Source organism: Blautia sp. RTP21359st1_E11_RTP21359_211015 (assembly GCF_040910705.1).
GTDB classification, from domain to species: domain Bacteria; phylum Bacillota; class Clostridia; order Lachnospirales; family Lachnospiraceae; genus Blautia_A; species Blautia_A fusiformis.
In genome coordinates, this window is record NZ_JBDGAB010000023.1 from 1 (window position 1) to 25,235 (window position 25,235).

Annotated in this window: 22 protein-coding genes; 16 read left to right on the plus strand and 6 right to left on the minus strand. The window is 44.2% G+C overall.

Annotation, left to right across the window (positions count from 1 at the left end):
- The first annotated feature begins 15 nt into the window (after window positions 1–15).
- Both AB5026_RS09585 and AB5026_RS09590 read left to right on the plus strand, forming a co-directional pair.
- Window positions 16–1,446 carry a DUF6382 domain-containing protein gene (locus AB5026_RS09585; protein WP_368213219.1) on the plus strand — a complete coding sequence of 477 codons (1,431 nt, stop codon included), beginning with the start codon at window positions 16–18 and terminating at the stop codon, window positions 1,444–1,446.
- 157 nt (window positions 1,447–1,603) lie between these two features.
- Window positions 1,604–2,206, plus strand: a complete 603-nt coding sequence (locus tag AB5026_RS09590) for a rhomboid family intramembrane serine protease (RefSeq protein WP_368213221.1) — start codon at window positions 1,604–1,606, stop codon at window positions 2,204–2,206.
- On the opposite strand, the gene AB5026_RS09595 is transcribed toward AB5026_RS09590, so the two are convergent.
- Window positions 2,173–2,847 (minus strand): nitrogen regulation protein NR(II), encoded by a 675-nt coding sequence (locus AB5026_RS09595; RefSeq protein ID WP_144093378.1) that lies wholly within the window; start codon window positions 2,845–2,847, stop codon window positions 2,173–2,175. The two genes, AB5026_RS09590 and AB5026_RS09595, sit on opposite strands and share 34 nt — an antisense overlap.
- A 130-nt stretch (window positions 2,848–2,977) precedes the next feature.
- Here AB5026_RS09595 and AB5026_RS09600 point away from each other — a divergent pair, with 130 nt between their 5' ends.
- A complete protein-coding gene (locus tag AB5026_RS09600) occupies window positions 2,978–3,382 on the plus strand; it encodes an HIT family protein (RefSeq protein ID WP_015525628.1) in 405 nt (134 codons plus the stop codon).
- A 23-nt stretch (window positions 3,383–3,405) separates the two neighbouring features.
- Window positions 3,406–3,933: an RNA polymerase sigma factor gene (locus tag AB5026_RS09605; protein WP_368213223.1), complete on the plus strand. Its 528-nt coding sequence runs from the start codon at window positions 3,406–3,408 to the stop codon at window positions 3,931–3,933.
- Window positions 3,934–3,997: 64 nt separating this feature from the next.
- Here AB5026_RS09605 and AB5026_RS09610 read toward each other — a convergent pair whose 3' ends face one another.
- Window positions 3,998–5,065, minus strand: coding sequence for an undecaprenyldiphospho-muramoylpentapeptide beta-N-acetylglucosaminyltransferase (locus AB5026_RS09610; protein ID WP_044962288.1), 1,068 nt, complete (start codon window positions 5,063–5,065; stop codon window positions 3,998–4,000).
- Window positions 5,066–5,157: 92 nt separating this feature from the next.
- Between AB5026_RS09610 and AB5026_RS09615 the strand changes: the two genes are divergently transcribed.
- The 3 genes from AB5026_RS09615 (at window position 5,158) to AB5026_RS09625 (ending at window position 8,515) form a co-directional block, all read left to right on the plus strand.
- Window positions 5,158–5,997 (plus strand): DUF4367 domain-containing protein, encoded by an 840-nt coding sequence (locus AB5026_RS09615; protein ID WP_368213225.1) that lies wholly within the window; start codon window positions 5,158–5,160, stop codon window positions 5,995–5,997.
- Between the two features lie 66 nt (window positions 5,998–6,063).
- Entirely contained in the window at window positions 6,064–6,543 is a 480-nt protein-coding gene (locus AB5026_RS09620) for a DUF6147 family protein (RefSeq protein ID WP_243121618.1), read from the plus strand.
- A 355-nt stretch (window positions 6,544–6,898) separates the two neighbouring features.
- Window positions 6,899–8,515, plus strand: a complete 1,617-nt coding sequence (locus tag AB5026_RS09625; protein ID WP_329983800.1) for an MBL fold metallo-hydrolase — start codon at window positions 6,899–6,901, stop codon at window positions 8,513–8,515.
- A gap of 117 nt (window positions 8,516–8,632) precedes the next feature.
- Here AB5026_RS09625 and AB5026_RS09630 read toward each other — a convergent pair whose 3' ends face one another.
- A complete protein-coding gene (locus tag AB5026_RS09630) occupies window positions 8,633–8,881 on the minus strand; it encodes a TIGR03905 family TSCPD domain-containing protein (protein ID WP_110102758.1) in 249 nt (82 codons plus the stop codon).
- 174 nt (window positions 8,882–9,055) lie between these two features.
- Here AB5026_RS09630 and AB5026_RS09635 point away from each other — a divergent pair, with 174 nt between their 5' ends.
- From AB5026_RS09635 to AB5026_RS09675, 9 genes are all read left to right on the plus strand, one after another.
- Window positions 9,056–9,757 (plus strand): 5'-methylthioadenosine/adenosylhomocysteine nucleosidase, encoded by a 702-nt coding sequence (locus AB5026_RS09635; protein WP_015525635.1) that lies wholly within the window; start codon window positions 9,056–9,058, stop codon window positions 9,755–9,757.
- 78 nt (window positions 9,758–9,835) lie between these two features.
- Window positions 9,836–10,216, plus strand: a complete 381-nt coding sequence (locus tag AB5026_RS09640) for a hypothetical protein (protein WP_021652849.1) — start codon at window positions 9,836–9,838, stop codon at window positions 10,214–10,216.
- 113 nt (window positions 10,217–10,329) lie between these two features.
- Complete coding sequence (locus AB5026_RS09645) at window positions 10,330–11,499, plus strand: SAM-dependent methyltransferase (RefSeq protein ID WP_015525637.1); 1,170 nt, start codon at window positions 10,330–10,332, stop codon at window positions 11,497–11,499.
- Between the two features lies 1 nt (window position 11,500).
- Entirely contained in the window at window positions 11,501–13,954 is a 2,454-nt protein-coding gene (locus AB5026_RS09650; protein ID WP_161209118.1) for a hypothetical protein, read from the plus strand.
- A gap of 139 nt (window positions 13,955–14,093) precedes the next feature.
- Window positions 14,094–15,584 (plus strand): UDP-glucose--hexose-1-phosphate uridylyltransferase, encoded by a 1,491-nt coding sequence (gene galT / locus AB5026_RS09655; protein ID WP_288631319.1) that lies wholly within the window; start codon window positions 14,094–14,096, stop codon window positions 15,582–15,584.
- A 55-nt stretch (window positions 15,585–15,639) separates the two neighbouring features.
- Window positions 15,640–17,121 (plus strand): InlB B-repeat-containing protein, encoded by a 1,482-nt coding sequence (locus AB5026_RS09660; protein ID WP_368213228.1) that lies wholly within the window; start codon window positions 15,640–15,642, stop codon window positions 17,119–17,121.
- 203 nt (window positions 17,122–17,324) lie between these two features.
- On the plus strand, window positions 17,325–18,716 hold the full coding sequence (gene asnS, locus AB5026_RS09665) for an asparagine--tRNA ligase (protein WP_022426258.1): 1,392 nt from the start codon (window positions 17,325–17,327) through the stop codon (window positions 18,714–18,716).
- Between the two features lie 111 nt (window positions 18,717–18,827).
- A complete protein-coding gene (locus tag AB5026_RS09670) occupies window positions 18,828–19,889 on the plus strand; it encodes a metallophosphoesterase (protein WP_015525644.1) in 1,062 nt (353 codons plus the stop codon).
- Window positions 19,890–19,916: 27 nt separating this feature from the next.
- A complete protein-coding gene (locus AB5026_RS09675; RefSeq protein ID WP_022426260.1) occupies window positions 19,917–21,464 on the plus strand; it encodes an ATP-binding protein in 1,548 nt (515 codons plus the stop codon).
- Between the two features lie 159 nt (window positions 21,465–21,623).
- Here the strand turns inward: AB5026_RS09675 and AB5026_RS09680 are convergent, their stop codons facing one another.
- From AB5026_RS09680 to AB5026_RS09690, 3 genes are read right to left on the minus strand one after another with little or no spacing between them, the layout of a single operon-like run.
- Window positions 21,624–22,808 carry a ribose-phosphate pyrophosphokinase gene (locus AB5026_RS09680; protein WP_015525646.1) on the minus strand — a complete coding sequence of 395 codons (1,185 nt, stop codon included), beginning with the start codon at window positions 22,806–22,808 and terminating at the stop codon, window positions 21,624–21,626.
- Between the two features lies 1 nt (window position 22,809).
- The gene (locus tag AB5026_RS09685) at window positions 22,810–23,796 is read right to left on the minus strand and encodes an ATP-binding protein (RefSeq protein WP_059086197.1); all 987 of its coding nucleotides are present in this window, start codon (window positions 23,794–23,796) and stop codon (window positions 22,810–22,812) included.
- Window positions 23,797–23,818: 22 nt separating this feature from the next.
- Entirely contained in the window at window positions 23,819–24,916 is a 1,098-nt protein-coding gene (locus tag AB5026_RS09690; RefSeq protein WP_118368462.1) for a DnaD domain protein, read from the minus strand.
- Window positions 24,917–25,235: the final 319 nt, after the last annotated feature.

Sequence of the window (25,235 nt, forward strand, 5' to 3'; positions counted from 1 at the left end):
AGGTGACGCCATAAAATGAGAACGGAATATAAAAGAGATATGAATCATAATTATCTGATCCTGACAGGAGATGAGAGAATCGATACAGATTCTTACCAGGTAAGGATGATCGTGGCCAATGCTGTGCCGGATCTTCTTCAGTGTCGGATACAGGGAATCGACGGAAAATTCATGGTGTATTATGATATAACTTCCAGGCATTCCATGACTGCGCTTTTTGAGGAAAAAAAGATGGATCTGGAGTCGCTTCAGGTGATACTGGGAGGCTTTATACAGATCATGGAAGAAATGTCCGAGTATCTTTTGAATCCCTGTCAGCTGATCCTGGAACCGGAATATATCTATCTGGATGCGGAAAGAAAAAGTGTCCGATTTTGTTATCTTCCGGGATTTCATGGGGAAATACAGAAACAGTTTCAGAGTCTTGCGGAGTATATCCTTCCAAAGCTGGATCATGAAGACGGAAAAGCGGTCATGTTGGGATATAATGTATACAGACGTGCATTGGAGGACAGCTTTCATCTGGAATACATCAAGGAAGAGTTATATAAAATATGTAACGGCGACGAGGAAGATTTTTCTCCATATGAAAAAAAGAAAACAGTGCTCCAGGAAGAAAACAGGATGACTGAGGAGGAAAAAGCAGAGGATCTGTGGCAGGTGGAAGGCTGGGAAAGAGCCAGTGTGTCCGGAAATGAAAAACAGAAAAAATCTTCAGCGGACTCACAGAAGCGGAAAACAAACAAAATATGGAAGCCAGTGGCTGGATTTGGTGCAGCATTGGTGCTTCTTCTGGGAATTACGGCAGGAATGGCCGGCGGATATATTCCAAGAATAAGCAAAGAAATTTTTCTTCTGGGAATTCTTGCAGCAATGATACTGGGGATGCTGAGCTATATTCTGATAAAAAAAGTCTGTGGAAAAAAGAAAAAACTGGATACGCCGGTGCCTGAACAGAAATATGGTGCGGTGGAAAAAGAGGCAGCTGTATATTCTGAAAATCAGAAAGAATCTGGTACGCTATCAGGGAGCAATGCCGGTGACAGCAGAAAAGAACTGGAAAAGATCAAAAAAAATATCCCGACAAAAGCGGAAGATTTTTTAGATGGATTTGGTGAAACAGTAGTTCTTTCGGCAGGTGCATCCAAAGGTCCTGCTACATTAGTAAGCCGGGAACCGGGGGAATTGGCTACCATTTATCTGGAAAGAGATATCACAGTGATCGGAAAACTGGAAACTGCGGCGGATGCAGTGATCAATATACCAACTGTCAGCAGGATCCATGCCAAGATCCGAAAAAGGGAGGGGGCATATTATCTGGCAGATCTGAACTCCAGAAATGGGACTTCTGTAAATGGACAGCTTCTGAAAACAGGAGAAGATTATTTGCTGGAGGATGAGGATGAAGTCGATTTTGCACAGGCCCGTTATATTTTTTTGAAATAACAGAGCGAAAAATCCAGTTTTGTATCGTATTAATATGGGACCGTAGGTTGTCCGCCTGATGAAAATCTGTTAAAATAATGAAATAAATTCGAATTTTCAGATTATAACAGCGAGTTATGGGAAATATTTCCGGAACCGCTGTGGAAAGAGGCCGGAATTGGAAGAAATAAAAAAAGAACCTGTGACAGTTTTACTGATCCTCATAAATACGCTGATCTTTCTTGTGGTGGAATTTACCGGCGGCTCGGAGAACGGGCAGCATATGCTGGAATGCGGTGCTGCTTATGCACCGCTGATCCTGGAACAGGGACAGTGGTATCGGCTGTTTAGCAGTATGTTTCTGCATTTTGGTGCGCCACATCTGATCAATAATATGCTGGTTCTGTTTGTGCTTGGCCAGAGACTGGAACCGGTAACAGGAAAGATAAAATTTTTTCTGATCTATATATTTGGTGGTCTGGGCGGAAATATGCTCTCTTTGTTTTTTGATATGCAGTCAGGAAACACTTCTTTATCTGCAGGAGCTTCCGGAGCTGTTTTTGCAGTCATGGGCGGTATGATCTACGTGATCATACGGCACAGAGGAAGAGTGGCAGATCTGACTGTCAGACAGATGCTGATCATGGCTGCGTTTTCACTGTATTTCGGATTTGCAAGTGAAGGCGTGGATAACGTAGCGCATATAGGCGGTTTGTTAAGTGGTTTCCTGATCGCTGTAATTCTTTATCATCCCAGAAAAATATGGAAAACAGTTCCCTGACCGGGAGCGCTCTCAAGCGTGATGTCTCCACTGTGTGCCTGAGCGATCTGTTTTGAAACAGCAAGGCCAAGGCCGGTTCCGGATTCTTTGGTTGTAAAAAATGGCTGAAATATCGTAGCCTGCTGTTCTTTTGAGATTCCACATCCGTTATCCCGGATATCAATGCGGATGCCGGAATTTTCCGGAATGACAGAAAAAGAAATCTTTCCTCCGGGAATGGGAACGGCTTCCCATGCGTTTTTCAGAAGATTCAGAAGCATCTGCCGGACACGGATCCGGTCAAGAGCCATCGATGGCAATGAATCCGGAATATCTGTTTCAAGTGTGATCTCCAGATAATCCAGAGTAGGTTTTATGGAGGAAAGGATCGTTCGGAGGTAGCTGCAGGTGTCAATGTTTTCTCTTTTGACATGGCCTGCATTATTAAATGCAGAAAGTTCATCAAGAAGTTCTTTTACATAATCAAGATTATCCATAACATCATCCCAGTGCTCATATTCTTTGACCTCAGGATGTGCAGATGCGATCATCTGGAGTCCGCTGTTAATAAGAGTCAGAGGATTCCGGAGTTCATGTGAAAATTTTGAAAGTGTATAATGAAAATCGTTTTTCAATTTACTGACTGTAGTATCGTTGCACATATTATCACCTCGGAAAAATATTAACATCAGAAATTTCAAATATCAACAAGAACAGTATTGAAAAATTCGAGAAAATACGACAAAATAAGAATATAGATAAAATAATTTTGCAAACAAGGAGGACAAAATAATGGGAGATTGCATATTTTGTAAAATCGCAAATGGAGAGATTCCATCAGCAACACTTTATGAGGATGAGGAATTTCGCGTGATTTTGGATCTGGGACCGGCAAGCAAAGGACACTCATTGATCCTGCCGAAAAAGCATGCAGCGAATATTTATGAACTTCCGGATGAGACTGCTGGAAAAGCAATGATCCTGGCTAAAAAAATGGCAGGAAAGCTGAGAGATGCACTGAACTGTGATGGATTTAATGTTGTGCAGAACAATGGAGAGATCGCAGGACAGACTGTGTTTCATTTTCACATGCATCTGATTCCGAGATATGAGGGAGATGGTGTTGGTTTAACCTGGAAACCCGGAGAACTCAGCGATGAGGTGAGAGATGAAATCTTAAAGAAAATTAAAGAATGACAAATAGCCACTAAAGAGGAAAAATGAATAATCAGACATTTGAAGAGTTTTATCTTAAATACCGAAAAATATCCAGAGGGTATGCGTATGGGGTTCTCCATGACTGGAGTACTGCTGATGATGTCAGTCGGGATGTACTTTACAAAATGTATACTATAAAGGATGGCCTGAATATTGATAATGAAAAGATGATGTTTTCTCTGATCAAGAGGGCATCTATGAATAAGGCTTTGGATTATATAAAGAAATCAAGCTCCAAGCATGAGTTTGTCTGTCAGGAAGAAGTTGCGGCATTTCTGGAAGAACAGAATTCGGTCGATGCGGAAGAGGTATTTCTGCGTAAAGAGAAGAAAGAATTTATGTATATGGTGCTGAGAAGATTTCGAAAGAAACAGCCGATAAATTATGAGATCTTAATTCAGGTCAAATATCTGGAGATTTCCGTTGAAACAGTTGCAGAAGAATATGGTCTGACGAAAAGTGGTGTCAATAACAGGATATATAAAGCGAAGCGCTGGCTGCAGGAAGAATTTCGCAAAGTATACGAATAAAAGAAAACCCTGCCAGCCCGGAAGGGAGTGGCAGAGTTTTCATATGGCTGTTGTGGAAATATAGTCAGGCTCTGGCGCATTCTTCAATAAGATCAGTGATCTTACTGATGGAATCTACCTGGCCGTTTCCTGCCATAGCATCTGTATATTTCTGACGATCGGTATAGAGCTGGCGGATGGTTTCCAGAAGCTTTTCTTCTGTGATCTCCTCTTCTTCCAGCACTTTACTGAAGCCCTGGCGTTCAAAGGATCGTGCGTTAAGGATCTGGTCACCACGACTGGCTTTGGCAGAAAGCGGGATCAGAAGATTTGGCTTATGAAGCTCGCGGATCTCACAGATCGCGTTAGCGCCTGCGCGGGAGATCACGATATCAGCCATGGCAAACAGATCCGGAAGCTCGTCCTGGATATATTCATACTGGACGTATCCGGCAGTACCGTTGAGAGATTTATCGGTTTTTCCCTTTCCGCAGAGATGGACAACCTGGAATTCCTTCAGAAGTTCAGGGAGGATCTTGCGGACATTATCATTGACAGAAGCAGCTCCCAGACTACCACCGATAACCATAAGTACCGGTTTGTCAGCAGTGAAACCACAGAATTTACGACCGTTTTCCGCATTTCCGGAAAGAAGTTCCTGGCGGATCGGAGTTCCTGTAAGAACTGCTTTGTCAGCTGGAAGATTGGCGACTGTCTCAGGAAAATTACAGCAGATTCTGGATGCAGAAGAGAGACAGAGTTTATTGGCAAGACCTGGAGTCATGTCGGACTCGTGGATCAATGCGGGGATTTTTAAACGTTTGGCCGCGATCACAACGGGAACCGTAACGAAACCGCCTTTAGAAAAAACAACGTCCGGTTTCAGCTCTTTCAGAATCTTTCTGGCCTGGCTGAATCCCTTCAGTACACGAAACGGGTCAGAGAAGTTTTTGAGATCGAAGTAACGTCTCAGCTTTCCGGATGAGATTCCATAATATGGGATTCCAAGTTCTTCGATCAGTTTTTTTTCGATTCCTTCGTAGGAACCGATGTAGGAAATCTTATAACCAAGCTCCCTGAGCTTTGGAATCAGGGCAATATTTGGAGTTACATGTCCGGCAGTACCACCGCCGGTAAGTACGATGTGTTTCATTTGGATTCCTCCTGAATAGTCATATACTATCATTAAATATGAACTCTAACGGAGGAATTGTCAAGGAAAGATAGGATTACAGGAGAAAAATAATGGAAAATTTCAGGGATGCCGAACTGAAAAAATGGTTGGCAGAAGAATATGAAAAAGAAACCGAAGAGATGGAAAAAATCCTGTTTCCAGATGGAGTGATTCCTGATGATGGAGAAACAGAAGAGGAGGCAAAGGCTGCTTATCAGAGGCTTGTAGAAAAACTGAAAGCAGATGGTGTTTACAAAGAAGACGAAACTGACAGTATTAAAACTGATGATCATAAAGAGAATGTAAAAATCGTTTATCTGCCCGAAAAGAAAAGTCATAAAGCAGCTCGTGTAGCGGCAGCAGTACTTGTATGCTCAGCCGGTATCTTCGCCGCAAGCATGACCAGCCAGGCGAACAGGAGTTATTTTATTGATTCTGTGAGGTATTGGGTTGGGGATGATACGAGTATCTCAATAGAAAATGATGAAGGAAATGAGAGAGCGCATAAGGATGAGCAGACAGCGTTAGATAATATTGAAAAAGAGATTAGTGCAAAAGTTCCACAATTTATGTATCGTCCAGATGGTTTTGAATTTAAAGATTATTATGTGAGTACTTCGGCGGGATATGCAGTAATGGAATATTATTATGGGGAAAATATAATAATGGTATATATAGGAAGATATGATCAAGAAGCTAAAAGCAGTGTTTATATTTTAGATGGGAAAGTAATTGATAAGGTAAATCTTGAGAATGAAAATATTACAGTAAATATTGAAAAAGTAAAAGATGATGCAGATACAAATGAAAATTATGTAGCATGTTGGAAAGATGAATCGATATTTTATCAGATTACAGGTAAAATGCAAAAAGAGGAATTTATAAAATTTATAAAAAATATAGTTTTCTAAAGCGATTATGGAGAATATATATCGTAATATTATTGTAATGGAAGTTTAGCGGTGAAAAGGTGATACATGAAAGAGAAAATAAAGAAAACAATAATGGCGGTATTTTTAGTATTCTGTTGTTGTATGTTGCTGGGAATTCCTGTAATGGCAGAAAACTTATCAGATGATTTTTCAGTAGAAACCGATACGGATGCAGATTATGCAGAAGATACAACCTATAGCGTATTACGTGGAAATAATTTAAATTTGGGAAATTCAAGTATTAAGAAATTAGCTAGCAATAAAGTGATTATTTCTGGTCTTACGCAGTGTCATCACTCTTGCGATATAGTTTATTTAAACATGTATTTAGAACGAAAAGTTAATGGTACTTATTCAACATATAAAAGTTGGAGTTTTACAAAAAAAAATGCAACTAATTTAGTTAAAGATATTACAGTAATCGTGCCAAGCGGTTATTACTACCGTGTACGAGGCTATCACGCAGCTAAAGATGGCAGTAAAGAATCAACCACAACCTTAACCAGCGGTATTCTCGTAAAATAACAAATCAACAAAATAAATCACATCCCCAGCGATGCCACTCCCCCCAAAAAAATAAAAAATCCAGTAAACTTTACATTACCTTCGCTGGGGAATGCCTAAAAATTCTGAATAATATCAAAAAATCTAAAAAAATCCCCTTAAAAAAAGAAACATATTTCACAAAAAGACTGTCAAAAAACATATATTTCGTGTATAATAAATACAATAATAAACCGTTAATAAACAAAAAGTCGATTATTTCTTCTTGGAATTGTATATCACAGCGTTTCTGGACGATCGGATATCACAGAGAGATCCTTCAGGCTTTTTTTGATATGGAAATTTCAGAACGTGGGATGGAAAAGGGGGCTTGTGCATGAAGATAACATTTATCGGTGCTACGCATGAGGTGACTGGAAGCTGTTATTATCTGGAAGCGGCAGGACGGAAGTTTCTGGTGGATTATGGAATGGAGCAGGGACCGGATTATTATGAAAATAAGGAGCTTCCGGTGGCTCCGGGTGATCTGGATTTTGTGCTTCTGACACATGCACACATGGATCATTCCGGAAATCTTCCGGCCTTGTATGCAAAAGGCTATCAGGGGCCGATCTATGCGACAGAGGCAACTTGTAATCTCTGCGATATCATGCTTCGTGACAGCGCACATATCCAGATGTTCGAGGCTGAGTGGAGAAACCGAAAGGGGCGGAGAGAAGGAAAACCGGAATTTATTCCTGCATACACTATGGAAGATGCCATGGGTGTGCTCCGGAACTTTGTCAGATGCCCATATGATAAGATCATCAAACCGGCAGAGGGAATCGAAGTAAGATTTGTGGATGCAGGACATCTTCTTGGCTCCAGCAGTATTGAAGTCTGGATGACGGAAGAGGACAAAACAGAAAAGATCGTTTTTTCCGGCGATATCGGAAATATCGATCAGCCGCTGATCAGGGATCCGGTATATATCCGAGAGGCAGATTATGTTGTGATGGAATCTACCTACGGAGACCGCAGTCATGGAGAACGTCCGGATTATCCGGCAATACTGGCAGAGATCATCCAGAGGACCTTTGACAGAGGCGGCAGTTTGGTGATCCCGTCCTTTGCAGTAGGCCGTACTCAGGAAATGCTGTATTTTATCCGACAGATCAAAGAACAGGGACTGGTTCACGGCCATGATGGTTTTACGGTATATGTAGACAGTCCCCTTGCCAATGAGGCAACTACGATTTTCAGTGAGAATGCATATACCTGCTATGATGAGGAAGCAATGGATCTTTTGAATAAAGGTATCAATCCGTTATCCTTCCAGGGATTGAAGACCTCCGTTACTACCGATGATTCCAGAGCTATCAATTTTGATGAGGACTGCAAGGTGATCATTTCCGCCAGCGGTATGTGTGATGCTGGTCGTATCAAACATCATCTGAAACACAATCTGTGGAATCCCAGAAATACCATTCTTTTTGTTGGATACCAGGCTATCGGAACTCCGGGACGGGCATTATTGGAAGGTGCTGTGGAGATGAAGTTGTTTGGTGAGACTGTGCAGGTAGCTGCTGAAATATGCAAAATGTCGGGAATCAGCGGTCATGCTGATGTAAACGGACTTATAGAATGGGCGAAAGCCTTTGAGACGAGACCAAAACACGTATTTGTTACGCATGGTGATGATACGGTGACGGAGATTTTTGCCCAGAGGCTTAAAGAAGAGCTTGGGTATGATGCAACAGCACCCTTTAGTGGAACTGAATATGATCTTCTGGAGAACCGGTGTATCCATGAGGCTGTCGGTGTTCGGATCGTAAAGGCAACTGCTTCGCCGAAAACAACCAAGGCTGCCCGTGCATATGAGAAGCTGTTGGCTATGGGACGTCGCCTGATGTCCGTGATCCGGAAGAATGAAGGCTGCCCCAATAAAGATCTGGATCGTTTTGCAAGAGATATCCAGTCACTGTGTGACAAGTGGGACAGAACAGATATTTAACCGGATAACAAAGATAACATTGAAACAATTATTTTGTCAAATCATCATAAAATCACCCTGCGGAAATTTTTCGCAGGGTGATGATAAATCCGATATACAAAATAAGATTATGTGAGATCAGCCTTCGTTCAATGCCTGGCGGATGGCTTTTGCAAGCTGATCCGGACATGAAGTTGGTTTGAATCCGCAGCGGATGCCTTCCAGACGGGAGATCACTTCATTTGCATCCATTCCCTCTGCAAGCTGTGCAACACCCTGTGTGTTTCCGGAACATCCGCCTGTAAACTTGATATTGTGAACTTTTTTATTATCGTCGATCTCGAACTCAATTCCCTGAGCACAGACGCCTTTTGTCTTATAAACCATTCTGGTTACCTCCTGTTCTGTTTATTTATCGATTATAGCATCTCTCAAAAAAAGTTTCCATAAAAAATAAAATTTGTTATAATGAACAATGTAGAAAAAGAAAAAGATACTGCTGAACGGAAAAAACTGTGAAATTCAGCGGGATATCATATTGAAAGAGAGGATTTACAGATCATGAAATGTGTTGGAATCATAGGAGCAATGGAACAGGAAGTAGCAAGACTGAAAGAGGTTATGGAGAATGTATCCATTACTACCAGAGCCGGAATGGATTTTTATGAGGGTGTTCTGGAAGGAAAGAAGGTAGTTGTGGTACAGTCCGGGATTGGTAAGGTAAATGCCGGCATGTGCACCCAGATCCTGGCAGATCTCTTTCAGGTGGAAGCGGTGATCAATACCGGTATCGCAGGAAGCCTTAACAATGATATCAATATTGGAGATATCGTACTTTCCACAGATGTTCTTCATCATGATATGGATGCAACCGGATTCGGATATCCGAAGGGACAGATCCCGCAGATGAAAGAGTTTTCCTTCCAGGCAGATGAGTGCCTTCGTAAGATCGCACATGATGTATGCGAGGAAGTAAATCCGGAGATCAGGGTTTTTGAAGGAAGAATTGCTTCCGGAGATCAGTTTGTATGTGATCAGGGTGTAAAAGATAATATTGTAAAGGAATTCAGCGCCTATGCTGTTGAGATGGAGGGCGCAGCGATCGGACAGGCAGCAGCTCTTAACGGGATTCCATTCCTGATCATCCGTGCTATCTCAGATAAAGCAGATAATAGTGCAAACATGGATTATCCGGCTTTTGAAAAGCTTGCAATTGAGCACAGCGTACGTCTGACCCAGGGAATGCTGAAACGGATGGCCTGATCGGAACTTTGGAGGGAACCGTCATTTTTCTTCTGCATATACTGTAAGAGATAGCAGAGAGAGGACAGCAGAAGAGTTATGATCTATCCAGATTTTTATCCGTTTTATGCTACACAGGGAAGTCCTGGTTTTTATAATGAAGAGAGAGAACAGGAAAAGGAATTTGATCTGATGAGATCATACTATCCGGATACAGCCCGAAGGATCCAGGAAAAAGCGGAAGCACAGTGTCAGCTTTTGGATTATGAGGGAAGCCGGCTGTATGATGAATATCCGGATCGTTTCATGCTCTATCACATCTGTCACCAGGTGAAAGGACAGATGGAAGGAGATACCAGTGTACAGGAGATTCCAGGAGGGTTCCTGGATGATCTGATCGAAGTGCTGGTGTATCAGGAGATTTCCAGACGAAGATGCAGGAGGAGAAGGTGCAGAAAATGTTTCCGCACTGAGTATTAAAATGGCGGTTTACCCATGAACGATACAGTGATACTGGCAGAAGCGACCAAAACTGGTTCGCATAACATCTGTCCATATACAATAAAACAAAAAGTGAATATAATGGAAGTATGATGAAAACAATAAGGGAATTTTTAGAAGAACAGATTAATGAACAGCTGATACAGGCTGTTGTCAGTGGCCGCAGGACTGGCGAGGGACCTTCCAAGGTGAAGCTTCGTCCTGTGGAGCTGAAGGGTCAGATTTTTTACCAGGCGTCCATGACAGAAGGGACGAAGGTTTATCATAAGAATTTTACCAGGGAAGAGATGATAGCTTATCTGGAGCATGCCATGGAGGAATTTCGTCAGCTTCAGGCAACCGGACGCAGTCAGGATGGAAGTATCCTTATCAGCAAGAAAGGGAAAGCAACCATCAAAACAAAACAACACGGGCCTGCACAGAATGAGAAGATAAAGATCGCTCCTCATAACCGGGTGAAACAGTACATTCTCAGAGAGGGAACGGCAGCTCCGTTTCTGGTGGATCTGGGAGTTATGACAAAGGATGGAAAGATCGTTGCTTCCAGATATGACAAGTTCAGACAGATCAATCGCTTTCTGGAGTTTATCAGGGATATCCTTCCGAAGCTTCCTAAAGACAGAGAGATCACGATCCTGGATTTTGGCTGCGGAAAATCCTATCTTACTTTTGCTATGTATTATTATCTCAGAGAACTGGAGGGTTTTGATGTAAACATCATAGGGCTGGATCTTAAGGAAGATGTGATACGGCATTGCAGTGAATTGGCCAGATCTTATGGTTATGACAAGCTGCATTTTTACCAGGGAGATATTGCAGGGTACGAAGGCGTTTCTTCTGTGGACATGGTGGTGACACTTCATGCCTGCGATACAGCAACAGATTTCGCTCTGGCCAAGGCAGTGGAATGGGGGGCTCAGGTGATCCTGTCTGTTCCATGCTGTCAGCATGAACTGAATCGTCAGATCCGAAACGAAATGCTCCAGCCTGTTATGCGTTATGGGATCCTGAAGGAAAGAATGGCAGCTCTGATCACAGATGGTCTTCGTGCCGAGCTTCTGGAAAGCAAAGGATATGAAACCCAGCTTCTTGAATTTATCGATATGGAACATACACCAAAGAATATTCTGATCCGCGCAGTAAAAACCGGAAAGAAAAAGAGCAGGGACAGTTTTTCGGATACCATGAAGGCTCTTCATGTGGCTCCTACCCTGGACAGGCTTCTTTATCCGGAAGAGTCAGCCTCACAGAAGGGAGAATGACATGATGAAGATCCTACGTAAGGGAGTGATACTGCTGGTGATCTTTGTGGCAGTAGTAGCCGGGACCTCATTTCTGATGAACAGTCAGTCTACAGATAACCGCTCAGATATGAACGATGCCACACTTCCGGAGGTTATGGTAAAGATCGGAAGTACCCAGGCAAATAAGATGTATGGATACAGACAGCAGATGCAGACCGATTTCATGAGAGGAAGTATTACTCCGCTGGATACGACCAAAAAAGTGTCTTTTGAGATCAACCCATATGCTGATACAGTAACAGGGCTTGCTTATGAGGTACGGACTTCAGACGGAAGCAAGGTTATGGAGAATCGTAAGATCAAGAATCTCACGAAAGAGGATAACGGCTGTTTAAGTACAGAGATTGAGATCGGCAGTGACCTTCGCATGAACCAGGAGTATTCCATGCAGATCACGCTGGATACCAGTGAGGGGGAAGTTTACTACTATACAAGAGTGGTTTCCAGAACCCAGTTGAATACAGAAGCGTATCTTCAGTTTGTCAAGGATTTTTCCACAAAGTGTCTGGACAAGGAACAGGCAGATACGCTGACCGGATATCTGGAAGCGGAGGATATTTCCGGCGGAACGAATTACAATAATATTTCCATCAGTTCCGGACTTTCCAATATCAGCTGGGGATCCCTTTCTCCGAAGCTCTACATGGAAGGAGTTCCGCTGATCGATGATATCAATGAAACGACTGCAAGTATCACGCTAGATTATCAGGTTTCCGCACAGGATGATGAGGGTAAAACCGAAATTTATGATGTTACGGAATTTTACCGTATGCGTTATACAGAAACAAGGATCATGCTGCTGGATTTTAAACGTTCTGCAACGAAGGTATTTGATCCGTCTCAGAAGGTAGTTTCCGATGCAGGCCTGCTTCTGGGGGTCCGTGACAAGAATGTCACCTATGCTTCAGACAGCAGTGGAAAGATCGTTGCTTTTGAGCAGGATGGGGATCTCTGGTCTTATGCACCGTCCAGCGGAAAGATCACAAGGATCTTCAGCTTCCGCAAAGAGGAAGATAACGATTCCAGATATGTGCGCAACGAACATGATATCAAGATCATCCGAGTGGCAGATAACGGGGATGTGGACTTTGTATTGTACGGTTACATGAACCGTGGTGTTCACGAGGGATACAGCGGTGTCTGTGTTTATCACTACAACAGCGACCGTAATGTGGTGGAAGAAAAAGTATTCATACCAAGTACAGAATCCTACGAGTTCCTGAAGGAAGATCTTGGAACACTCACTTATGTAAACAAAAACAATCAGCTGTTTCTGCTGTTTGCACAGAAGCTGTATCAGGTAGATATTGAGACAGGAACCTCACAGGTTCTGGAAGAAGGAATCAAACAGAACCATTTTGTTGTGTCAGATACCAAGGCACATGCAGCATGGCTGATCGAATCCGGAGATGATGCAGGGAAGATCCGGGAAATTGAATTTGATTCTCTGAAAACAAGAGATATTTCGCCGGAAAGCGGAAAAAATCTGAGAGCTCTGGGATTTATGAATGAAGATCTGGTATATGGGATCCTTTCCGATGAAGACATTCTTACGGATGCCAACGGACATGAAACAGAGGGAATCAGTACATTCCGCATTGAAAGCTTTAAAGGAAAGGTGAAAAAAGAGTATCGTCAGGATGGCCTTTATATCACCAACGTAACGGTTGGCAGTACCATGATGGAGTTTGAACTTTCTGCAAAATCGGGGAATGCTTATACAGTCCAGAAAAAGGACAATATCATGAATAACAAAAAAGCATCCGGAAGCCAGATAGATGTAGCATTGATCACTACAAACCGTGCAGGAACGCTGATCCGCCTGACCATGACTCAGAAACCGGAGACAGACAGTCCGCTGCTTGTTTGTTCCAAGATCGAGAGTACTGAAGACTCATCGGTAACATTGGATACTACCGTTCCACAGGGAGAACTTTATTATGTTTATGCATATGGTTCTCTTGACCGTATCTATACCGATCCGGCTGCAGCTGTGAAACGCGCGGATGCGCAGACTGGAGTGGTACTTAACCGTGCGCAGCAGTATGTCTGGGAACGTGGAAACAAAAAAACAAAGCTCCAGATGAATATAGAGGATGTACCGGAAAGTATACGTACAGCCAACTGGAAGAAAAAAGAACTTCAGGATAGCCTTGGTGATATGGGAACGGTGATCGATCTGACCGGCTGCACTCTTGACAATGTTCTTTATGAGGTCAGTGCCCAGAGACCGGTGATCGCCAAGACAGGAGAAAATTCCAGTGTGGTGATCGTAGGCTATGATGAATATAATACCTATCTTTATGATCCGGCAACAGGGCAGATCAGCCCGTATGGAATGAATGACAGTACAGCGCTGTTTGAGAGTGCCGGAAATGTATTTCTCACCTATATAGAAAACGTTATAGAGTGATGCTTACAGAGCAGGCCGGATGAAGGCCATGGGGTTACAGCAGGATGGCAAGACGGGAGTTCCCGTTTGGCATAAATCGGAAAACAGGAAAAAAGTTCCTGTTTTCCGGGGAAAGCGCGACAGGAAAGGGGAAAAATCAATGTTAAGTGAAAGTATTAAAAAACTGGTACAGTATGGGGTGGAGAGTGGTATTACTCCGGAATGCGAAAGAATTTATGCAACCAATCTTCTTCTGGATGCCTTTGGGGAAAGCGAATATACAGAACCGGAGACAGAGTATGCTAAAATCAATCTTGAGGAGACTTTGAACGAACTTCTTGATGAGGCTGTAAAGAGGGGCATCATCGAGGACAGTATTGTGTACAGAGATCTCTTTGATACAAAACTGATGAACTGTCTGATGCCGCGTCCTGCCCAGGTACAGAGAGAATTCTGGGATGCTTATAAAGAAAATCCAGAAAAAGCCACAGATTATTTTTATAAGCTGAGTCAGGACAGTAACTATATCAGACGTTATCGCGTAAAAAAAGATCAGAAATGGACAGTAGACAGCGAATATGGCAAGATCGATATCACGATCAACCTGTCCAAGCCGGAAAAAGACCCAAAGGCTATCGCAGCTGCCAAGCTGGTAAAATCCAGCAGCTATCCAAAATGTCTGCTTTGTCCGGAAAATGAAGGCTATGCAGGAAGAGTCAATCATCCGGCAAGGGAGAACCACAGGATCATCCCGATCACCGTCAATGACAGTCCATGGGGCTTCCAGTACTCTCCATATGTTTACTACAATGAACATTGTATCGTATTTAACAGTCAGCATACTCCGATGAAGATCGAGAGAAATACATTTATCAAGCTGTTTGATTTTGTAAAGCTGTTCCCACATTATTTCCTTGGCTCCAATGCGGATCTTCCAATCGTAGGAGGTTCTATCCTCAGCCACGATCATTTCCAGGGCGGGCATTACACCTTTGCCATGGCGAAGGCAGAGATTGAAAAGCATGTGACGATCCCGGGATACGAAGATGTGGAAGCCGGCATTGTAAAATGGCCTCTTTCCGTACTGCGTATCCGCAGCAAAGACGAGACGAGACTGATCGATCTGGCAACACATGTACTGGCAGGCTGGAGAGGATATACGGATGAGGCTGCATTTATCTTTGCAGAAACAGACGGAGAGCCGCATAACACCATCACACCGATCGCACGTAAAGTGGGAGATACCTTTGAACTGGATCTGACATTACGTAACAATATCACAACAGAGGAGCATCCGCTGGGGGTTTATCATCCGCATGCATGCTATCATCATATCAAGAAAGAGAATATCGGTCTTATCGAAGTTATGGGACTCGCTGTTCTTCCGGCACGTCTGAAAGAAGAGCTGGAGCTTCTTGAAGAATACATTTTAAGCGGCAGGGACATCGCTTCCAATGAGAAAATCGAGAAACATGCTGCATGGGTTGCAGAATTTCTGCCAAAATATGAGAAACTTGATAAAGATAATATCCAGGAAGTTCTTCGCAGGGAAGTGGGCAATGTATTTGTTCATGTACTGGAGGATGCCGGTGTTTATAAATGCACACCAGAGGGCAGGGATGCATTTATGAGATTTATCAATACTCTGTAAAAAAAGTACGGAGGCACCCGGGGATGGATATGTATTTCAGGAGGAGTTTGTTTATATGAAAAACAGAGAAAAAACCGGAAAGGCCTTTCGGATAAAATGGCTTTTGCTGGCACTTGTGGCAGCTGCACTGATCTTTGTGCCGGCTGCATCGCATAAGGTGTCGGCGGCGAAGCTTGTTTATACCGTTAAGTTCAATAATAATTCAGGGACCAGCAAAAGTAAGACGTATACCGCACTGACACAGAATGTGACATTAAATACTACGATCCGGCTTCCGGCAGTACCCAAGGCTGTGGGATATCAGAATCTCGGATGGACCACACGGAAGGGGAGCAGTAAGGTGGTATATAAAGCAGGTGCCCGCGTAAAGGTCAGAAAAGATATGACTCTGTATGCGGTCCGCAGAAAGAGCAGATACTATACCGTAAACTTCTATCTTGGAAATGGAAGCACCAATTCCGCATATAAGAAGCTGCAGAAAAAAGTAGAAGAGGGTACATATTACACATTGCCTGCAGTTCCATCCAGATCGGGATATGTAAATCTTGGCTGGTCAACAGCAAAGAACGGCAAGGCATCTACTGCAAAAAAAGTAGGAACGAAGATTAAAATCTCCGGTAATATCAGATACTATTCCGTACAGATGCAGTCAGTAAAAGTAAATCTCCGCAAGGCAAACGGAACCGTATGGAAGACAGTAACACTTGGAAAGGGCGGTTACCTTAAGCTTCCATCTGTATCCAATGCGACAGGTTATACGTTTATGGGCTGGTCTAAGACCAGACGGACCGGTTCTTCCACAGATCCGGATTATGAAGCCGGCGAACTTCTGCGGATCAGCAAAAACACCAATCTGTATGCGACAGTATTTAACCGTGCACTGGAGAAGGATATCAGCTCCGATGAGATGGCTCATCCGGCGATCGGTATGATGTACAGTAAGGTTATTTTTGTGGGAGATTCCCGTACTGCAGGAATACAGGCGACACTGAAAAAACAGATGAGCAGTTCTGTAACAAATGGGGTTTCTTTTGTTGCAAACCCAGGAAAGGGCTTGAGCTGGTTCCGGGATACAGGATATGCACAGCTTATAGAAGAGATCGACAAAACAGAAGGTTCCAAACCGATCGCCGTTATCTTTAATCTGGGTGTCAATGACCTGGGAAATGCAGGCAATTATGTCAGCTATATGACCAGTATCGCATCCACATTGAAAAGTAAGAACTGTAAGCTCTTTTACATGTCTGTAAACCCGATCAACAGTACTATGATCACAAAAGCAGGAAGAGGCGCCCGTACAGAGGCACAGGTAAGAGAATTCAACAGCAAGATCCGTTCCGGTCTTTCTCTGGATTACAAGTACATCGATATGTACAGCGTACTTATGAAAAAAGGCTACGGGACCAATGCTTCCTACAATGGCACAGACGCTGACAGTGATGACGGACTTCACTACACAACAAAGACATTCAAGAGGATCTACTATTACTGCATTACTTATCTCAACACAGGAAGTATCAACGCATCTTATTATTAATGGTATAACAGACAGAAAAATCCCGTCTGCCGGAGACATTCCGCCAGGCGGGATTTTTCTGTCCGGCGGCCCGCTATTTTTCTGTCCGACAGGGCAATTACTCCTTGCACGAACCATGAGAATAGTCTATACTTAATTCGATACGGACGTTTGGAGGTCCGCAGGGACGTGTAATCCTGAATATGAGGAATGAGGTATAGATTATGAAACTGACAACAGTGAAAGAGATTTACAGAAACCGTGAACAGTATCTCGACAAAGAGATCACCGTAGGTGGATGGGTGCGAAGTGTTCGTGATTCCAAGGCGTTTGGATTCATCGTACTTCATGATGGAAGCTTTTTTGAAACTCTTCAGATCGTATATCACGATAACATGGAGAATTTCGCAGAGGTTTCCAAGCTGAACGTTGGAGCGGCCATCATTGTTAAGGGAACGCTGGTAGCTACCCCTCAGGCGAAGCAGCCATTTGAGATCCAGGCAACAGAGATATCTGTAGAGGGAGCTTCCGCACCGGATTATCCACTTCAGAAGAAGAGACACAGTCTTGAATACTTAAGGACCATGACACATTTAAGACCGAGAACAAATACTTTTCAGGCTGTATTTCGTGTACGTTCTCTCTGTGCATATGCGATCCATAAATTTTTCCAGGAGAGAGGCTTTGTCTATGTGCATACACCGCTGATCACAGGAAGTGACTGTGAAGGTGCAGGAGAGATGTTCCAGGTAACAACACTGGATCCGAAGAATATTCCGCTGACAGAGGATGGAAGTGTTGATTATTCACAGGATTTCTTCGGAAAGGAGACAAACCTTACCGTAAGCGGACAGCTGAACGGAGAGACTTATGCACAGGCATTCCGCAATATCTACACATTCGGACCGACCTTCCGTGCTGAGAATTCCAACACTACCCGTCATGCAGCTGAGTTCTGGATGATCGAGCCTGAGTGTGCGTTTGCAGACCTTCAGGACGCTATGGAGCTTGCAGAGGCTATGCTGAAATACGTGATCCGTTATGTCTTTGAGAATGCACCGGAGGAAATGAACTTCTTCAATTCCTTCATTGACAAGGGGCTTCTTGACAGACTGAACCATGTGCTTAATTCTGAATTTGCGCATGTGACCTATACAGAGGCTGTTGAAATCCTTGAGAAGAACAATGACAAATTTGATTACAAGGTATTCTGGGGATGTGATCTTCAGACAGAGCATGAGCGCTATCTGACAGAGCAGGTCTACAAGAGACCGGTATTTGTTACAGATTATCCGAAGGAGATCAAGGCATTCTACATGAAACTCAACGAGGATGGAAAGACAGTTGCGGCTATGGACTGCCTGGTGCCGGGAATCGGAGAGATCATCGGAGGAAGCCAGAGAGAGGATGACTACGACAAGCTGAGAACACGTATGGATGAGCTGGGTCTGAAACCGGAGGATTACGATTTCTATCTGGATCTTCGTAAATATGGTTCCACACGTCATTCCGGCTTTGGTCTTGGATTTGAGAGATGTGTCATGTACCTTACAGGTATGGGCAACATCCGTGACGTGATCCCATTCCCGAGAACTGTAAAGAACTGCGATCTTTGATCAGAATACTTTTGCACAGCAGGACGTTCTGTGCTCCTGAGATCAGAGAACAGCAGGGAGAAATTGGCAACAGGTATTGATATGTGTGACTGACACACAAGGGAGAACATTATGAGATTTATTCATCTTGCAGACGTGCATCTGGGCGCAGTTCCCGACAGGGGCTGCCCGTGGAGCAAAGAGCGGGAGGAAGAAATCTGGAGCACTTTCCGCCGGGTTATTGCGGGCATCCGCGAAGATCCGGTGGATTTGCTATTTATATCCGGAGATCTGTTCCACCGCCAGCCTCTTATGAGAGAGCTTAAGGAAGTAAATTATCTGTTTTCCACCATCCCGGATACCAGAGTGTATCTGATGGCAGGAAATCATGATTTTATAAGCAGAGATTCTTTTTATAATACGTTTGAGTGGAATTCCAACGTTATATTTTTCAGGAGCAGGGAACTGACCTGCGTTAAAGATCCCAGGCTTGATGTCTATGTATATGGACTGAGTTACTATGACCGGGAAATAAAAGACGGACTTTATGATCAGGCTGTCCCTGTCCAGAAAGAAGGAATCCATATTCTGCTGGCCCATGGCGGCGATGAGAAGCATATTCCTCTCAGTGCAGCAGCTCTGGCGGCGTCAGGCTTCGATTATGTGGCGTTAGGGCATATCCACAAGCCGCAGATCCTGATCCGTGACCAGGCGGCCTTTTCCGGGGCTCTGGAGCCCATTGACAGGAATGATACAGGGGAACATGGATATATGGAGGGACGACTGATCAACGGAAGGATCCGTACAGAGTTCGTTCCCTTTGCCTGTCGTTCCTATCAGCAGCTGGTAATGACACTTCACGAGGAAACTACACAGATATCTCTGGAAGAAGCGGTAAAATCCCAGATTTTCCGCAGAGGAGGAAGGAATATCTACAGGATCGTTCTTCAGGGAATGCGTTCGCCGGATCTTCTTCTGATCCCTGAGAAACTGAAAAGTCTCGGAAATGTTACCGATGTTGTGGATGAATCCTGGCCGGCGTATGATCTTGGTGAGCTCTACAAACGCTACAGCGGTACTCTGATCGGTGATTATATCGGCTATTTTCTGGCCAAAAAGGGTATGGATACCGTGGAAAAAAAGGCGCTGTATTATGGGCTTCAGGCATTGCTTGAGACAGGCAGCCGGCGATAAAGGGGCAGCACAGGAGGATAGCATAAGATGGTTATCAGACGTTTAAAAATAAAAAATTTCGGGAAGATCCGGGACAAGGATATGGAGCTTTCGCCTGGGATCAACGTACTTTACGGTGAAAATGAGAGTGGAAAAACTACCACACATACATTTATCCGCTCCATGTTTTACGGCGTTCGCAGACTGCGGGGAAAGGCTGCTCTGAACGATACATATACAAAATATGAACCGTGGGAAAATCCGGCAGAATATGGTGGGATCATGTGGTTTACAAGTAAGGGGAAGAAGTATCGTCTTACCAGGAATTTTTATAAAGAAAAGAAGCTGGGAGAGCTTCTCTGTGAAGATGATGGCAGTCTTGTGGATGCGGAACAGGGAGCTCTTGGGACTATTCTGGGAAATGTAAGTGAGGCAGTTTATGATAATACGGTGTCTGTGGCACAGCTGAAAAGCGTTACAGGAAAAGATCTCGTACGTGAACTGCAGAATTACATGGCCAGCTATCAGGGAACCGGTGACAGTTCCATTGACATGGGACGAGCCATGCAGATGCTGAAAATGTCCAGAAAAGGATATCTGACAGAAGCGGCCCGGCGAAAAAAGGAGCTGGAAAAGGAAAAAGAAAAGATTTCCGCAAACATGGAATATATCCGCAGAGAGATCCGTGAACTGGATGAGAAGCGTGATCGGATCATGCAGCAGCAGGACGGGATGAACATAGGGACCAGAGAACGGAGTACAGAGGATCTTCTTGAGCTTCGGATCGATCGTGTAAAAAGAAGGCGGGAGCTGACAGATGCAGTTCTGGCAGTTGTGCTGCTTGGTGGGATTGCCGGTACCAGCTGCCTGGCAGCTTTTTCCGGGCAGGTCATTTTTAGCGTTCTGGCAGGCGTGGCAACTGCGGCGATTTCTGTAGCGGCATTGTTTTTCCGCATACGGCTCAGCAGGGAGCTGAATAAGAGAGAACGTCAGAGAGAGCGCTGGCATTCCAGACATGAGGAGCTGACCTGGAACCGGAACAATCTGGACAGTGACTACGAAGAGAAGCATACAGCGCTGGAGAACCTGCAGGCAGAGTTGACGGAATGTGAAGAAAATACAGAAGTGATCACTCCGGAGGAAACGGAGATTCAGGCGTTGAATATGGCTATGGAGACGATTGAGGCACTTTCCGGAAACATTACGGATCAGGTAGGGGTCCGTCTGAAAAAACGTACATCTGAGATATTAAGTGAGATCACCGGTGGCAGATACCAGGAGGTTCTGATGGATGAGGCACTGCATATGTCTGTGAACACAGGGGAGCGTATCGTATCCATTGAGAGACTGAGCCGCGGGACACTGGAGCAGATTTATTTTGCCCTTCGTATGGCAGCAGGAGAGCTTTTCTGCAAAGAGGAACCGTTCCCTGTGATCCTGGATGATGTATTTGGCATGTATGATGAAGAACGTCTTGCAGCGGCTCTCAGGTGGCTGCATAAAGAAAACAGACAGGTGATCATAAGTACCTGCCATAAAAGAGAAATGGAGATCCTGGATAAAGAGAGGATTCCCTATCAGAAGCTTCCTATGTGAGCTTTTGCAGGAAGATTTCAGCATAAAGATCAAAAGCAAAGCAGACAGCAGATGCGGATCATGGATATCCGTCTGTTACAGAAATATAAAGCGGCTGCGCTTTCTGAGAAACTGTTATATCGTTCTCAGAAGGTGCAGCCGCTTTGCGTGCGTTATGATTTATTTCTCATGCTGGCTCATGTAATTTGTTACGCAGCGTTTGATTCTGTCTACCGGATTCAGAAGGTGGCTGACAGAGGTATCATGGTTCAGCGTATCAATGATCAGAGCAATATATTTGCTCATATCGCAGCTGATGTAGTATGGCTTCTCAAGAAGCTCCGGTGACTGATAAACCAGGTTAGTAGTAAGGAGCTTGTCGAAGTAGCCCTTCTTGTAAGCATCGTCAAATTTATCAAGACCATCGGTAAAGAATCCGAAGGTAGAGCAGATGTAAACTCTGCCTGCTCCTTTCTCTTTCAGGAGAGACGCGATCTTAATGATCGTATCACCGGAGGAGATCATATCATCGATCAGGATCATATCCTTGCCCTCGATCTTTGGTCCGAGGAATTCATATGCTGCGATCGGATGACGGCCGTTTACATATCTTGAGTAATCCAGACGTTTATAGTACATACCCATATCAACACCGAGGACATTGGCGAGATAGATCGCACGGTTCATGCTTCCTTCGTCCGGGCTGATCGTCATGAAATGATCCTTGTCGATATGAAGTCCCTTTTCATTATTAAGAAGAGCCTTGATGAACTGGTAGGATGGCTGTACAGTCTCAAAACCATGAAGAGGAGTCGCATTCTGTACACGGGAATCATGTGCATCAAAGGTGATGATATTCTCAACACCCATATCGATCAGCTCATGAAGTGCATTGGCACAGTCAAGAGACTCTCTTCCGACACGTTTGTCCTGGCGACTCTCATAGAGATATGGCATGATCACGTTGACTCTGCGGGCTTTTCCGCCTACAGCGGCGATAACACGCTTCATATCCTGGAAATGATCATCCGGGGACATAAGATTCGTGTAAGGTCCGATCGGATAGGATAAGCTGTAATTTGTCACATCTACCATTACGTAGATATCATCACCGCGGACAGATTCGTTGATGGTGCATTTACCCTCACCGGAGCCGAAACGTGGAGTCTTGGCGTCAATAATGTAAGAATCGCGCTTGTATCCCTCGAATGCAAAGGAGTCCATTCCAGGATACTGTCTTTCGGCACGCCATTTGACCAGCCAGTCATTCACCTTCGCGCCTAATGAGCTGCAGCTCTGAAGGGGAATCAGTCCAAGTCTTCCTACCGGGAGTGTGGAAAAATCTTTTGTATTTACCTGTGCCATTTTAATTTCCTCCTAAAAATATTTTCTGTATACGGATGTCCTTCCCGATCAACGATATCATCTGATAGTTGCTGGCAATTCGGGAAAATGTTCTCTCGGAATAGGTATCCGAGAAATTTTTGAGCGTCAGATTCGTGGAAATGATCGTGGATTTCCTGCGCATGATCCGCTCATTGAGACAGAGAAAAAGCTGTGAAGATACGAAACTGTTGGTAAGCTCCGTTCCCAGGTCATCAATGATCAGAAGATCACAGTCATAGATCAGTTCCTCGTCTGTGCCGGTATCTTTTCGGGAAAAAGAATTCGCAGCCATCATATCAAAAAGATCGTAGGCGGAAAAGTACAGGACACAGTGGGTGGATCTGAGAAGCTCTCGGGCGATGCAGTGTGAAAGAAAGGTTTTTCCCACACCGGTATCACCATATAGAAACAGGTTTTCAAATTTATGGTCGAAGTTCTGCACAAAGCGCTGTGCAGTGTCATAGGCCCGTCTGGCTGTTTCCAGGGCAGACAGTCCCGTGGCTTCGTTTTTTATTGTAGCAGAATAATAGTCAAATGAAAAGCTGTCAAAATTCTCTTTTTCGAGAATTTCATTCAGATTGGACTGTGCATAAAGCAGTTCGATCTCAGCTTTTTTAAAACAGGTGCATTTTCGGCTGCCGATATAGCCGGTATCCTGACAGTCAGGGCAGGTATAAGGCATCTCAAGATAGTCTCCGGGAAAGCCGTTTGCAACAAGAAGGGTGATCCGTTCATCGGAAAGCTCCTGGATGGCTGCCTTCAGATCCGAAGTTCCCTTTTCTTCGCCGTTTAAAAGGCGGCGGACTTTGTCAGCACTTAAAGTTGCCACCTCGTCATCGATCTCTTTCAGACGGGGGATCTTTCCGTAGGCTTTGGCTGTGTGCTCCTCCAGAATACGGTGGTTCTGTGCCTGCCGGCGGCTGTATTCTCTCATTATAGTATCATATTGAAAATTCTGTAAAGGCATAAAGCGCTCCTTCCAGGTTCTGTTACTGATTATTTAAAAGACGTTTCTCATATTCCGCAAAATCATAATCACGCTGGTGGAAATTATTGAAGCGGTTGCTATTCTGAGGTTGAGTCTGGGGCTGCTTCTTCCTGGAAACGGATTTCTCAAGCTGGCGTTTTTTGTGTGCGGCATCCAGAAGCCGGATATCCTCCAGCGTATGTACGTTTTTCTTTTTCCAGCCGGAGAGGATCTTATCTGCATATTGGAAACTGGGCTGTCCGGTGGAAAGGACAGTACGGCTGCAGGCTTCCTGGATCAGCTCCAGATCAAAACCGTAGGTCTTGCGCCAGGTATCAATGTAAGTGATCTCGTTATCAACAGGATTGCGGCCGCTGATCCCCATAGCCTTCAGGATCGTGTAATAATCCTTGGAAAAACGGGAGCTGGCATCCCGGGCCATCTCGACGGTGGTGATGCCGTCTTTTGCCCAGGCGAGTGCAACAGTTTCAATATAACGCATACTCTTGCGGCCTCTGGAAACACAGTATTCCACCAGATATTCGATGAGATCCGCAGACATATGGAGTTCATCATAGAAAAAAAGGATCTTCTGCATTTCTGTAGGTGTCAGTGTTTTGGTCAGATACTGCTCTGTGATATAGAGAAGCTGACTGATCTCTTCGTTTTGCTTAAGTTCTCTGATCCGGTCAGGAGTGAGACTGAGAATGTAATCAGCGGAGCTTGGGACTCCCGGATCCGTGTTCTCGGAAACGGAAGCAGAATTGCCGGAACCGGTGAAAGTATCCACGGAAGCGCTGCTCTCTCTATGACCGGTATCCGCAAAGGGTTCCAGCAAAGTGATCCCGGAAAGCTTCTGATCTGCAGTATAGGTTAATGCGATTAGTTTCTCACTTTCCCAGTATTTCAGCGCACGGGAAATATCTCTTTCCGTGCAGAAAAGGCTGTCTGCCATATGCTCCAGGCTGAAAGAAGAAGGAGCGGCAGATACCATCCGGAGAAGGTAGATATATACCTTTACGAACTCCCCGTTGGCACGAGGCATGAAATTGTCAATAAAGCGATTGGAAAGAATCGTTACCTCCAGTTCAGAGGAATTCTGAAGTGAAATCAGGCTCATGATCAGCAGCTCCCTTTCTAAAATACAGCAGATATTTCAGGTGATATCCCAAAGTCCGCCATGCTAAAAAGGATTATAGCACAACCGCTTTTACTTGAGAATAGTCTATTTTCACAGAAGTTGTGCACCAATTTCCATGTGGAAAATGTGGATAGTGTGGAAAACTTTGAGGATAACATTATCAGCAACTAACAAAAACCTTAATTTTGTAAGAAAAATGCGGTATTTGTTGAATTTGGCTGTTGAATTATGTCAAGTAGGTTATACACAAAAAAATCCACATGCCAGGCACGTCTGAAATGTGCATAAGCATGTGGAT

Bases quoted from the DNA above. Each gene is read 5' to 3' on its own strand.
- AB5026_RS09585 (WP_368213219.1), top strand. From the start codon at position 16: ATGAGAACGGAATATAAAAGAGATATGAATCATAATTATCTGATCCTG.
- AB5026_RS09595 (WP_144093378.1), bottom strand. From the start codon at position 2,847: ATGTGCAACGATACTACAGTCAGTAAATTGAAAAACGATTTTCATTAT.
- AB5026_RS09600 (WP_015525628.1), top strand. From the start codon at position 2,978: ATGGGAGATTGCATATTTTGTAAAATCGCAAATGGAGAGATTCCATCA.
- AB5026_RS09605 (WP_368213223.1), top strand. From the start codon at position 3,406: ATGAATAATCAGACATTTGAAGAGTTTTATCTTAAATACCGAAAAATA.
- AB5026_RS09610 (WP_044962288.1), bottom strand. From the start codon at position 5,065: ATGAAACACATCGTACTTACCGGCGGTGGTACTGCCGGACATGTAACT.
- AB5026_RS09615 (WP_368213225.1), top strand. From the start codon at position 5,158: ATGGAAAATTTCAGGGATGCCGAACTGAAAAAATGGTTGGCAGAAGAA.
- AB5026_RS09620 (WP_243121618.1), top strand. From the start codon at position 6,064: ATGAAAGAGAAAATAAAGAAAACAATAATGGCGGTATTTTTAGTATTC.
- AB5026_RS09625 (WP_329983800.1), top strand. From the start codon at position 6,899: ATGAAGATAACATTTATCGGTGCTACGCATGAGGTGACTGGAAGCTGT.
- AB5026_RS09630 (WP_110102758.1), bottom strand. From the start codon at position 8,881: ATGGTTTATAAGACAAAAGGCGTCTGTGCTCAGGGAATTGAGTTCGAG.
- AB5026_RS09635 (WP_015525635.1), top strand. From the start codon at position 9,056: ATGAAATGTGTTGGAATCATAGGAGCAATGGAACAGGAAGTAGCAAGA.
- AB5026_RS09640 (WP_021652849.1), top strand. From the start codon at position 9,836: ATGATCTATCCAGATTTTTATCCGTTTTATGCTACACAGGGAAGTCCT.
- AB5026_RS09645 (WP_015525637.1), top strand. From the start codon at position 10,330: ATGAAAACAATAAGGGAATTTTTAGAAGAACAGATTAATGAACAGCTG.
- AB5026_RS09650 (WP_161209118.1), top strand. From the start codon at position 11,501: ATGATGAAGATCCTACGTAAGGGAGTGATACTGCTGGTGATCTTTGTG.
- galT (WP_288631319.1), top strand. From the start codon at position 14,094: ATGTTAAGTGAAAGTATTAAAAAACTGGTACAGTATGGGGTGGAGAGT.
- AB5026_RS09660 (WP_368213228.1), top strand. From the start codon at position 15,640: ATGAAAAACAGAGAAAAAACCGGAAAGGCCTTTCGGATAAAATGGCTT.
- asnS (WP_022426258.1), top strand. From the start codon at position 17,325: ATGAAACTGACAACAGTGAAAGAGATTTACAGAAACCGTGAACAGTAT.
- AB5026_RS09670 (WP_015525644.1), top strand. From the start codon at position 18,828: ATGAGATTTATTCATCTTGCAGACGTGCATCTGGGCGCAGTTCCCGAC.
- AB5026_RS09675 (WP_022426260.1), top strand. From the start codon at position 19,917: ATGGTTATCAGACGTTTAAAAATAAAAAATTTCGGGAAGATCCGGGAC.
- AB5026_RS09680 (WP_015525646.1), bottom strand. From the start codon at position 22,808: ATGGCACAGGTAAATACAAAAGATTTTTCCACACTCCCGGTAGGAAGA.
- AB5026_RS09685 (WP_059086197.1), bottom strand. From the start codon at position 23,796: ATGCCTTTACAGAATTTTCAATATGATACTATAATGAGAGAATACAGC.
- AB5026_RS09690 (WP_118368462.1), bottom strand. From the start codon at position 24,916: ATGAGCCTGATTTCACTTCAGAATTCCTCTGAACTGGAGGTAACGATT.